Here is a 10367-nt window from a genome sequence, read left to right as displayed (position 1 = left end):
GCTAAGCGGCCTGATGGGCCGTGTGCGAAAACTCTCAGCTTCTGAAAGGCTAAGCGGACGTTGCGGCAAGCCGTCAGGAAGGAGAATCGCGTGCTGGCAATTGAAACGCGAGGCCTGTGCAAGGCTTATCGCGGTCGCAACGTCGTCGACGGGCTAGACATGCACGTCGCCCGCGGCGATATCTACGGTTTCGTCGGCCGAAACGGCGCAGGAAAATCGACCACGATGAAGATGATCTGCGGGATGATTCGCCCCACGAGGGGTGAGGTGCGTCTGTTAGACCGCCTGGTTGCCGACCCGTCGGGCAGCGCTGAGTACAGCGAGGCCGTCCGCATCGGCGCGTTGGTGGAAAGCCCTGGACTGTACCCCAACATGACCGCGTTCGATAATATGCGCTGCAAGGCTATTGCGCTGGGCATCGTGGACGATGTGGGGGAAATCGAGCAGCTGCTGAGCGTCGTGGGGCTGGGTTCTGCGGGCGGGAAGCGAACGGAGAATTACTCTATGGGCATGAAGCAGCGCCTCGGATTGGCGTTGGCGATGCTGGGCTCGCCCGACGTGCTGCTGCTGGACGAGCCGATGAACGGGCTGGATCCCGAGGGCGTGCGCGAGATGCGCAACCTCATCATCCGCTTGAACGAGCAGCGCGGCATCACCGTGGTGGTGAGCTCGCATGTGCTGGACCAGCTGGGGCGCATCGCCACGCGCTACGGCGTGATCGACGCGGGTCGGATGGTATGCGAGATGACGGCGAACGAAGTGACCCAGGCGTGCGGCGATTACCTGGTCGTGCGCACGGCTGAGCCGGAGCGCACGCTGGCGCTGCTGGCCGAGGCATATCCTGGTATCGCCTGCACGGTGTTGCCGGACGGGACGCTGCGCTTGCGGGGCGTGTCGGAGGAGCGCGCAGCGCTCGACGCGACCGTGTTCGGCACGTTCCTGGCTGCGAACAATATCCCGGTGTACGAACTGCGTGTCCACGAGCGTGATTTGGAAGACTACTTCCTCGAACTCATGGGAGGGGATGCTGCTCATGTTTAAGTACCTGCGCATGGATGCATATCGCCTGATCAAGACCAAGACGCTGTATGTAGCGCTCGGTATTATCCTCGCGGCGGTGGCGTTTTCGGTGTATATGATGAGCACGGCGGCCATGCCTGACCTTAGCGCGACGGGCGGGGAAGGCCCCTCGTCGATGGCGATCCAAAACGGCAAGGAGCTTGGAAGCTTCACGCAGACCCAGTCCGGTCTGTGGATCTGGACGACGGTCCTCCTCGTCTCCGTGGTGGTCGCCCAGTTCTTTGCGCTTGATTTCTCAAGCGGTTTCGTGAAGAGCCTGCCCCTGTCGCGACGGGATCGCTTGGACTACTACGGCGGGAAGATCGTGTTCGTCGTCATGCTCTCGACGGCGTTCTCGGTGTTCGGTATCGCTGTGTTCGAAATCCTTCTCAAGGCGGCAGGGTTCGCGTACGCCCATGCGGATTCGGTCCCGGAAATCGCCGTCTGGTACGGGTTGCTGCTGCTTGTCCTTTGGACGTATGGAATGCTGGCCGCGACGGCAACCTGGTTGACGCGGAGTAGGGGTGTGGGCATTGTCGTCACACTGCTCGCGAGCACTTCCGTTGCATGGGAGCCCCTCGCTCGCGCAGCGGAATGGCTTCCGTACGGCAGCTGTGCGCTGCTGGTTCAGGGCGGTCAGGCGCTGCTGGCGTCGCCGGGCGACATAGGCCATATCCTCGTCTCGTGCGGCACGGTGCTGGTGGCGTGCGTGGCGGTGGCGCTGGGCGTGTGCGCTCGAAAGGACGTGTAGGAACATGAACGGGTTCGTGCTGGCCGGTGTCGCGATTGCGGCGTTCGCCGCGGGGGCGGCGCTCGTCTCCTTCCGATACGAGCGGGAGCTGCGGCGCATGGCGCGATTCCTCGACCAGCGCGAACCTACCGGCAATGCCCGCATGACGGCGTTCGTGCGCACGCGCGGCGTGCTGGGCATCGCGCGCGGCGTGAATGCGGAGTTGGACGAGCTGCAAAACGAGCGCATCGCTTCCCAGCAGGCGCGCCAGGCGTTCCAAGCGGGGCTCACGTGCCTGTCGCACGACATCCGCACGCCGCTGGCCGGGGCGCAGGGCTACCTGCAGCTGGTGGAGGACGAGGCCGATCCCGCGGCGAAGGAGCGCTACTTGAGCGCCGCCGCCCATCGGCTGGACGACGTGCGGGTGCTGCTGGACGACCTGTTCTCGTTCGCCCAGGTGCACGATCCGTCGTTCGAGGTGGCGTACGAGCCGGTGCGTCCGGCCGACGTGCTGGGAGACGTGCTGGCCGGGCTGTACCCGCAGTTCCGCGAGCGGGGCTGGGAGCCGCGCGTGCTGCTGGACGACGAGGCGGTCGTGCAGGCCGATGCCGAGGCGCTCGCGCGCATCTTCCGCAACTTGACGGCGAACGCGCTTCGCCACGGTGCGGCGGCGCCCGTCATCGAGCAGCGCGGCGGGTGCGTGACGTTCGCGAACCTCGTGGCCGATCCGGCGGCGATCGACATCGACCGCCTGTTCGAGCGCTTCTATCAAGGAGGCGGCGCCCGATCGAGTGCGGGCGCCGGCCTCGGCCTGGCCATCGTCTCGCAGCTGGCTGCCGCCCTGGGAGCCACCGTCGCCGCTTCTCTCGAGGGGGGCGTCCTCCGCGTGACCGTAGAACTGCAGTAGCCGGCGTATCGGGTGCCCCGGCGACACCGGCTCAGCCGGTTCGCTTGAAGCTGTCGATGCAGGCATCCAGCACGTCGCGCACGACGCGCGGCGCACCGGGACGGACGTGGGCTCCGTAGGCGAGGGGCGGCCACTCCATGGGGCGCGCTTCCAGCGGCGGGCATATTTTCGAGATGTTGGAATGGTTGAAGAACGATACGGCGTCGCCTCGAAGGCAGTCCATGGTGAGCTTCTCCCTGAAAATGGATTCCTTCACCACGTTGTCTCGCGCGAAAAAGGATTCGAACTCGTGCAGCTCGGGAACGTCGCGATAGTCCGCTCCTGCGTACACCGTGATGTTTTCGAGCAGGTCGGTGGATATCGTCTCGCGCTTCGCCAAGGGGCTTTCGGGGGAGAACACGCAGTAGTATTTCTCGCGCGACAGCGGCGTGAACGAGGCTCCCATCTGCCGCAGCGCAAGCGAGTCTGTAGAGAAGAAAAGATCGAACAGCCCCTGCGCGAACCCTTCTGCCGCGTCGCCGTACGAGGTTTCCACGAAGTCGATTTTGAGGCGGGGATGCGTTTGCGCCATCTGACGAACCGCTTCCATCATGAAGGGGTGGACCTGCCACCAGACTCCGATCGTCACGCGCTCGGCCGGTTGCTCCTCCGCGACGGATCGCCCTTCTTCCCTCGCCTTGTCCAGGATGTCGAGAGCCTCTTTCGCAGCCCGATAGAGAACAAGCCCGGCATCGGTGGGGCGCACGCCGCTCGGGCCTCGCTCAAGGATGCGGTAGCCGAGCTCAGCTTCGAGCGAGTTGATCCTTTGGGCGAACGAGGGCACGGAAAGGAACTGGCCTTTCGCCGCTTTGTTGAAGCTCCCCAGCTCCACTGCGGCTGTGAATGACCTCAGCTGGACATCGTTCATGGCGCCTCCCCGTTTCTTCCCCTGTATAAGGCATTGCCTTATACCCAGATTACCATACTTGAAATATGCAGGGTATTGCACGGCCTGTATGATTGGTGATGCTCCGATTGAATCGGAGCCATTCGAAGACGCGTCGGATGGGGAGCTTCCTGCAATGGTTTCACCGTTGATTGCATGTCGGGTTTCGACTCGACGGTTCAAATTATTGAAAGGAACAAAGGGATGGAGCGTATAGAAGGGGATCTCTCTCGCCGGGGGTTCGTCGGTGCCGCTTTCGCCGGCGCGATGGGCATTGCTGCCTCATCGGTGTTTTCGGGATGCAGTGCGGGCGGCTCGTCGGCTGCTGACGGCGATTGGACGGAAACGTTCGACGTGGTGGTGGTCGGCTCGGGCGCAGGCGGGCATGCGGCAGCCATCGAAGCTGCCAAGGCAGGCGCGAAGGTCGTCCTTCTGGAGAAGGAGAACGGTCTCGGCGGCGATTCCGCGGTATGCGACGGCATCGTTTCCGGATGGGGCACCCGTTTGGCGAAGGCCCAGGGCATCGATGTTTCACCGGACGAGATCTACGACTGGTTCATGGCGCATTCCGAGTGGTTCGGTGCGATCGATCCTGAGGTGGCCCGTTTGAACGCCGACAAGTGCGGCGAGACCATCGACTGGCTCGAAGAGCTGGGCGTCCCGTTCGAGGAAGAGGTCGGCCCCCGCATGAGCTACACCGACTTGCCCGTCGTTCACCAGGTGGTGGGCAAGGGCGGCGCGATGGTGAGTGCCATGACCGCGGCTGCCGAAAGCGCCGGCGTCTCCATCGAGACGAAAACCGCCGTCACCAAGCTCGTGAAGGACGCTGACGGCCGCGTTGTGGGCATCGAGGCTATGAAGGGCCGCGAGCCTGTTCGCATCAAGGCCGAGAAGGGCGTGGTGCTGGCTACGGGCGGCTATTCGGGCAGCACCGACATGCTGGTTGCCCTGTGCCCTGCGAACAAGAACCTGAAGGCTTCGGGTGCCGCGGGACTGACCGGCGATGGCTTGACGATGGCGTCTGACGCCGGCGTGTTCACCACACGCACCTCATGGCAACCGCTGATGAGCCCGGTGGCCGGCGCGGCCACGAAGTCGCCCGTGCTCATCGACTACTCCGAGCGCCTGAACGGGCTTCTGCTCGACGAGAACGGCGAGCGCTTCTGCAACGAGGGCCGTCAGTATTTCGGCAGGGCTCTTGCGATCGACGTGCTGGCGAAGCAGAACGAGCAGGATGGCAAGGAAGTCGTTCTCATGATTCCCACGACGCCCGAGCTGGAGAAGCTGCTGAGCGTGCGCGAAATCGTGTGGCCTTGCGGCGACACCGTCGAGGAGGTCGCCGAGCAGGTGGGCCTCGATCCGGCGAAGGTGAAGGCGACGGTGGAGCGCTACAACGGGTTCGTCGAGGCGGGTCTCGACGAGGATTTCGGTCGAAGCGGCGAGCACCTCGTTCCCATGACCGGCCCGTTCTATGCGGCTCCGGTGACCGTGAGCACGTCGATGACCATCGGCGGCGTCAAGATCAACACGAACGGCGAGGCCCTCAAGCTGGCAAGCTCCGGCAAGGGAGACGTGACCTTGGAGCCGGTACCCGGTCTGTACGCCACGGGCGAAGTGTGCGAATGGAACTGCGCGAGCGGTTGGACCGTGCTGAGCGCCGTGACCATCGGCAGGATCGCCGGGCAGAACGCTGCGGCGGAAGGTTCTGCTTCGTAAAACGATCCGTTTCGCAAGAGCGCCAGTCGGCACTCGATCGCGCGGGTTTCGAGAAAAGGGCGCCCACCCCCTCCGGGCGCCCTTTTCGCTATGCTGTGCGACCTGCGAGGTTCCGTCCGCCGGCAGCATTCCGTTGTGCGATTCTGTCTTCGATGTTGCGTTTCGAGCGCCTTGGGACGACTTGTTCTCTTGAGGAGCGCGTGTTCTGCAGCGTTTCTCCTGGTCGCGTAGGATTAGGGAGCCAGGCGGTGCAAGTTGAATGCAGCATTCCTGTAAAAATCGAGCGCTCCCGTCGGCATCCGCTGCAGCGGCGGGTTTGCGGGGTTCCGTTCAACCGGTGCCGCCGTCGGGGTGGCTCGGTGTGGGGAAGTTCCCGAGTTATGCGCACTTGTGCCATCGAAAACAGCCTGAAAGCACCATGTCCCCGACTTATGTGCGCTTTTGAAACGGCTTGTGGCCGCGAAGTGAACCATGGTGAACTTCTGGCCTGGGATTATGTTGCACGGCGTGTCGCGAATGGGGCTGCAAAGGCCGAATCGGCGTGGCGGAGGTGCGCATAAGTCGGGAACATGGTCGTTTTCTTCCGATTTCGCTGACGGAGTGCGATTCGCGAGCCCCGCGCTCCAGCCGCCACTCCACTTGCAGCCGCCAGGGCGGCTTGCGACGCCCTCGGCAAGAGGACCCTTCCTCGAAATATCTTACTGAAAAGATCATGTTCGTGCTTCCGGTTTGCTAGAATGAAGCGTCGGATAAGACGGGTGACGCGCGTTTTCGCAGGACAATGCCGTCATTCGAGGGAGGCGCGACCCTTTTGCGGTGCCGCTTGGGGGAAACGCGCCCGTTGGAGGGAAGGATGGGAACCATGGGGGATGAGCCGATCGAGCGTCCTGAGCGCGAAGAAGCGCGTTCGGGTGAGGCGGAGCGTGCCGTCAAGGAGGTGGGATCCGCGAAGTCGGCCCGCGATGCGGATGCCGCCGGCAAAGAAGGCGCGGAGCCGTACAAGCCCGGCTCGTTCGAAGGGGGCATCGTCGAGTTTCCCTCCGGGGACGAGCCCGCCGTACCGCCGCGCAAGCGCTTGCCGCTTGTGCTGGCGATCATCGGCCTGGTCCTGTGCTTCACGGGATCGCTCGCGCTCGTGGGCGCGGCGTGCGGCGCCGTGTCGCTCGGGCTGTTCGTGCGCGACAGGAAGGCTACGGAGGGCTCGCCGGTCCTCGCCGCCCCGAAGGCGACGCTCGGGTTGGCGGCGTGCTCGTTGCTGCTGGGTATCACGATCATGGCGGGCATGGCCTCCGGCGACGATGCGCAGGTGCAGCAGCCCGACCAGCCGGCTTCGCAGCAACAAGAGGCGCTTCTGGAAGCGGCCGAGGAGCACGAGCTGAGCTTCGTCGTCGAGGCCGCCGGCGAGGAGGACGTCCCCGCTTCCGTGACGGTGCTGGTGACCGGCACGCAGGCCGACGGCACAAAAGTGAGCGATTCGCACAGGGCAGCCCTCGGAAAGACGTACGTGCTGGCGTATCCGGCGGGCTCGTACACGTTCGAGGTGTCCGCGTCCTCGCTCGAGGCGGGCGACGTGCTGTTCAAAGCCGAGCGCGTCGAATGCACGTTCGACGGATCCGCGGACCGCACGGTGCGCATCAAGGTGTCGCAAGACGCCGCCGCCATGCAGAAGGCGCAGGAGGGGAAGGCTGCTCAGGAGAAAGCCGCGCAGGAGGAGGCCGAGCGCCAGAGGGCCGAGGAAGCGGCGGCTGCCGAAGAGGCTGCCGCCGCCGCGGCCGCCGAAGAGCAGGCTGCTGCCGCCGCAGCCGAGCAGGAGGCCGTTGCCGCAGCCGCGGCAGCCGCGCCGAGCGGCGCGGGCGATAGCGGCGGCGACACCGTGTACATCACGAACACGGGCAAGAAGTACCACCGCGACGGTTGCTCCTCTTTGAGCAAGAGCAAGATTCCGAAGACGCGGTCGGAGGCCGAGGCCATGGGGTTGGAACCCTGCAAGAATTGCAGGCCTTAGAAAACGAGCCGTGAAAGGAAGGGGCGCAGTTCAGTCGGGGCGCCCCTTCCTGTGTCAAATCACCCGTCCCCTTGACACACCCTTGGCGCCCTTTCCCCATGAGGCCCTGAGAAAAGCGAACGCCCGGCAGGCACGGGGCTTGCCGGGCGTTCGCGAGCAAACGGTCGCCGACCTCTTACGCCGGCCTGATCACCAGCTCCCTGATCAGGCTGTCGTCGAGGCTGCACGAGCCGTCGGTGCAGTTCTCGATCTGGGCGAGGGCGTGGATGATGGTGCCGTTGTAATCGGCGTAGAAGTTCACCGTGCGCTCGTTCACCACGCGCGGGTCCAGCATGCCGAAGCCTCCGAACATGAACTTGTTGTGGTAGTACATCTCGATGGCGTTGCGGCCGAACAGAAACGAGTTCTGGCGCTTCACCACGGAGGGGCAGTAGTCGAACAGCCGGCACTCCTCGGCGAAGCAGGCGGCCAGCGCCTCGTGATCTTTGCTCTGCATCGCGGAAACGAAATCGTTGATGACCATGGTCGCCTCCTAGTAGACTTTCTCGGAATTGAGCAGGGCGTCGGTGCCGCCGTCCACGAACAGGACCACGCCGTTGATACCGCTGGCTTCGGGGCTGGCGATGAACGCCATGGCGTTCGCGATCTCGACGGGATCCATGAGCGGTTCCTCGCCGAAATGGGTGGGCACGGGGATGGCCTCCATGGCCGCGCGCTGCTCGGGCAGCATGTTGGCCGTCATGGCCGTGCGCACGTTGCCGGGTGCGATGGCGTTCAGGCGCACGCCGCGCGAACCCCAGTCGGGGCTCATGCGGCGAACCCAACGCGCCAGGGCGTACTTGGTGGACGCGTAGTATACGTGACCGATGGCCGGGTCGACGTCCTTCACCAGCTCGAGGATGCGATCCTCGTCGGCGTGGTTGTTCAGCATGCCGGCCACGTCCATGCGCGCCGCACCCTGGGCGATGGAGTTGGACGACGTTACCACGCAGCTGCCGCCCTTCTTCTCCAAAAGGTCGAACACGCCGCGCGCCATCTCGGTGGCGCCGAAGTAGTTGAGCGAGATGATCAGCGAGATGGGCACCTTGCCGCCCGACACGCCCGCGTTGCAGATCATGGCGTCGATGCCTTCGGGGAAGCGCTCGTGCAGCTCGGCGATAGCCCCCGCGCGCCCTTCCTTCGTGGCCAGGTTGGCGTTGATGTCGCCGCCGTTGAGGTCGATGTTCACCACTTCATGGCCGCGTTCGCGCAGGATTTCGGCCGTCTTGGCGCCGATGCCGCTGGTGGCGCCGGTGATGACGTAGATGCCCATGAGCCGTCCTTTCATGCAGATCTTACCGATGCTCATTCATTAGTACAGCGGCAATCATAGCATCCGGTGCGCGGTGCTCGGCGATTTCGAGGTTAGCGGTAGACGAGCCGTCATGCATGGCGCGGTCCTTCGGTGGGCGGTGCACAAGGGGCCGAAGCGGTCAGGCGCGAACGCGCTTTCCGCGGTCGGCCGTCGCATGCGCGTGCGGAATCCGGTCGAGCACCGCTTGCGCGACGGTGCCGGTGGCGAACCCCGCCGCGATGCCCGCCACCAGCAGAACGGGGAGGTAGAACGCGATCTCGGGCGTGCCGGTGACCGCGACGGCCACGGCGATCTGCCCGATGTTGTGCGCGACCGCCGCCGCCATGGCGGCGAGGCGCACGCGATTCGGCGACGAGAAGCGGACGAACGCCAACGTCACCGCCAGCGCGCAGGCGCCGCCCACGATGCTGAACGGCAGCGTCGCCAGCTGGCCTGTCAAGAAGGCCGCCAGCACGATGCGCACGCCCAGAACCACGGCCGCATCGACGGGGCCCAGCCAGAACGCGGCCGCCACGGTCACGACGTTCGCGATGCCCAGCTTCATGCCCGGCACGGGCATCGGGACGGGGATGAGCGATTCGAGCGCAGCCAGCGCGCACGCGAGCGCCGCCATCAGGGCGCAGCGGCAGACGCGCAGGGTGGAAGGGGCGGCGATGCTAGCGCGCCACGGCATCGAGGCCATCGCCATCGCCTCCTTCCCGCGCGACGGTGACGGTCAGCCCGTGGGGCACGCAGGCTATGGGCGTGGCAGGACCGTCGATCCAACCCGTGTGCACGCACACCTCGTCGGGGCAGTCGGCTTCGGCCACGCGGATGCGGCCCGGCTCCACGGCCACCATGTTCACGCCGCGCTCGTCTTCGAGGCGCAGCGTGTAAGGGTTCTTCACGGCATCGAGGTCGATGGTCTCGATCGCGACGCCGTCGCGGGCGATGGTAGCGACGGCATGGCCGCTCGGGTTGGCGGCACCCGCGGCGTGCGCGACGGCGAACCCGCCCACGGCCACAGCCACGACGACGGCCGCGAACAGCAGCTCCGCTTTGCTCGCGCGGCGTTTCATGAGCGCACCACCTGGGCGTTGGTTCCGGCGGCCGGAGTGTACGCATCGGCGATGCCGTCGGTGACGAACGTGCGACCGTCGGAGGCGATCAGCACGAGGTCGAACGCCGCATCGCCGTCCGCCGCGGCCGCGCGCCACAGGTCGAGGGCGCCGTCGAGCCCCAGCACGAAGCAGGCGGTGGACAGCGCGTCGCATTGCGCGCCGTCCGCGCCGACGACGCTTGCGGAGGCCAGGTCGGACGCGGCAGGATAGCCGGTGGAGGGGTCGAGCAAGTGGTGGTAACGCGTTCCGTCTTTGCCTTCGAAGTATCGTTGGTAGGCGCCCGAGGTAGACACCGTGGCGTCGCGCACCTCGAGCAGGCCCGCCAGCTTCCCGGGGTCGTCCGGGTCGGCGACGCCCACCTTCCAGGGCGAGCCGTCGGGCTTGGAGCCGAGGGCCGTCACGTTGCCGCCGAGGTCGAACAGCGCCGAGGTTATGTCGCGCTCGCGCAGCAGGGCGCGCAGCTCGTCGGCTGCGAAGCCCTTCGCCACGCCGCCCACGTCGATCTGCGCGCCGTCTTCCAACGTGACGGTGCCAGCCGCTTCGTCCACCTGCACGGCGGCGTAGCCCACGC

General features: G+C 65.6%; 11 protein-coding genes. 5 read left to right on the top strand and 6 right to left on the bottom strand.

Annotation, left to right across the window (positions count from 1 at the left end; all coding sequences use genetic code 11):
• Window positions 1-90 precede the first annotated feature (90 nt).
• From ACMO6A_RS15095 to ACMO6A_RS15085, 3 genes are read left to right on the top strand one after another with little or no spacing between them, the layout of a single operon-like run.
• The gene (locus tag ACMO6A_RS15095; protein WP_009306481.1) at window positions 91-1041 is read left to right on the top strand and encodes an ATP-binding cassette domain-containing protein; all 951 of its coding nucleotides are present in this window, start codon (window positions 91-93) and stop codon (window positions 1039-1041) included.
• Window positions 1034-1810, top strand: coding sequence for an ABC transporter permease (locus ACMO6A_RS15090; RefSeq protein ID WP_009607865.1), 777 nt, complete (start codon window positions 1034-1036; stop codon window positions 1808-1810). Before ACMO6A_RS15095 ends, ACMO6A_RS15090 begins: the two co-directional genes overlap by 8 nt.
• Before the next feature lie 4 nt (window positions 1811-1814).
• A complete protein-coding gene (locus ACMO6A_RS15085; protein WP_009306479.1) occupies window positions 1815-2696 on the top strand; it encodes a sensor histidine kinase in 882 nt (293 codons plus the stop codon).
• Between the two features lie 31 nt (window positions 2697-2727).
• Here the strand turns inward: ACMO6A_RS15085 and ACMO6A_RS15080 are convergent, their stop codons facing one another.
• Entirely contained in the window at window positions 2728-3603 is an 876-nt protein-coding gene (locus ACMO6A_RS15080; protein ID WP_009306478.1) for a LysR family transcriptional regulator, read from the bottom strand.
• A 222-nt stretch (window positions 3604-3825) separates the two neighbouring features.
• Between ACMO6A_RS15080 and ACMO6A_RS15075 the strand changes: the two genes are divergently transcribed.
• Both ACMO6A_RS15075 and ACMO6A_RS15070 read left to right on the top strand, forming a co-directional pair.
• A complete protein-coding gene (locus ACMO6A_RS15075; RefSeq protein WP_009306477.1) occupies window positions 3826-5337 on the top strand; it encodes an FAD-dependent oxidoreductase in 1512 nt (503 codons plus the stop codon).
• A gap of 862 nt (window positions 5338-6199) precedes the next feature.
• Complete coding sequence (locus ACMO6A_RS15070) at window positions 6200-7342, top strand: hypothetical protein (RefSeq protein WP_009607764.1); 1143 nt, start codon at window positions 6200-6202, stop codon at window positions 7340-7342.
• 175 nt (window positions 7343-7517) lie between these two features.
• Here ACMO6A_RS15070 and ACMO6A_RS15065 read toward each other — a convergent pair whose 3' ends face one another.
• From ACMO6A_RS15065 to ACMO6A_RS15045, 5 genes are all read right to left on the bottom strand, one after another.
• Window positions 7518-7865 (bottom strand): hypothetical protein, encoded by a 348-nt coding sequence (locus ACMO6A_RS15065; protein ID WP_009306475.1) that lies wholly within the window; start codon window positions 7863-7865, stop codon window positions 7518-7520.
• Between the two features lie 9 nt (window positions 7866-7874).
• Window positions 7875-8654 (bottom strand): SDR family oxidoreductase, encoded by a 780-nt coding sequence (locus ACMO6A_RS15060; RefSeq protein ID WP_009306474.1) that lies wholly within the window; start codon window positions 8652-8654, stop codon window positions 7875-7877.
• Between the two features lie 160 nt (window positions 8655-8814).
• A complete protein-coding gene (locus ACMO6A_RS15055) occupies window positions 8815-9378 on the bottom strand; it encodes a Gx transporter family protein (RefSeq protein WP_009607810.1) in 564 nt (187 codons plus the stop codon).
• Window positions 9353-9754 carry a NusG domain II-containing protein gene (locus ACMO6A_RS15050; protein ID WP_009306472.1) on the bottom strand — a complete coding sequence of 134 codons (402 nt, stop codon included), beginning with the start codon at window positions 9752-9754 and terminating at the stop codon, window positions 9353-9355. Before ACMO6A_RS15050 ends, ACMO6A_RS15055 begins: the two co-directional genes overlap by 26 nt.
• The coding region (locus tag ACMO6A_RS15045; protein ID WP_418471488.1) for an FAD:protein FMN transferase at window positions 9751-10367 on the bottom strand (617 nt) is incomplete at its 5' end. The genes ACMO6A_RS15050 and ACMO6A_RS15045, both read right to left, overlap by 4 nt.

Source organism: Eggerthella sp., assembly GCF_048329335.1.
Lineage (GTDB): Bacteria > Actinomycetota > Coriobacteriia > Coriobacteriales > Eggerthellaceae > Eggerthella > Eggerthella lenta.
Note: the sequence above shows the minus strand (reverse complement) of the source record. Positions and strands in the feature narration are given on the sequence as shown.

What these genes read in the sequence shown, in the direction of transcription:
- ACMO6A_RS15065 (WP_009306475.1), bottom strand. Translation starts at nt 7,865, where the DNA reads ATGGTCATCAACGATTTCGTTTCCGCGATGCAGAGCAAAGATCACGAG.
- ACMO6A_RS15085 (WP_009306479.1), top strand. Translation starts at nt 1,815, where the DNA reads ATGAACGGGTTCGTGCTGGCCGGTGTCGCGATTGCGGCGTTCGCCGCG.
- ACMO6A_RS15070 (WP_009607764.1), top strand. Translation starts at nt 6,200, where the DNA reads ATGGGGGATGAGCCGATCGAGCGTCCTGAGCGCGAAGAAGCGCGTTCG.
- ACMO6A_RS15090 (WP_009607865.1), top strand. Translation starts at nt 1,034, where the DNA reads ATGTTTAAGTACCTGCGCATGGATGCATATCGCCTGATCAAGACCAAG.
- ACMO6A_RS15080 (WP_009306478.1), bottom strand. Translation starts at nt 3,603, where the DNA reads ATGAACGATGTCCAGCTGAGGTCATTCACAGCCGCAGTGGAGCTGGGG.
- ACMO6A_RS15075 (WP_009306477.1), top strand. Translation starts at nt 3,826, where the DNA reads ATGGAGCGTATAGAAGGGGATCTCTCTCGCCGGGGGTTCGTCGGTGCC.
- ACMO6A_RS15050 (WP_009306472.1), bottom strand. Translation starts at nt 9,754, where the DNA reads ATGAAACGCCGCGCGAGCAAAGCGGAGCTGCTGTTCGCGGCCGTCGTC.
- ACMO6A_RS15055 (WP_009607810.1), bottom strand. Translation starts at nt 9,378, where the DNA reads ATGGCCTCGATGCCGTGGCGCGCTAGCATCGCCGCCCCTTCCACCCTG.
- ACMO6A_RS15060 (WP_009306474.1), bottom strand. Translation starts at nt 8,654, where the DNA reads ATGGGCATCTACGTCATCACCGGCGCCACCAGCGGCATCGGCGCCAAG.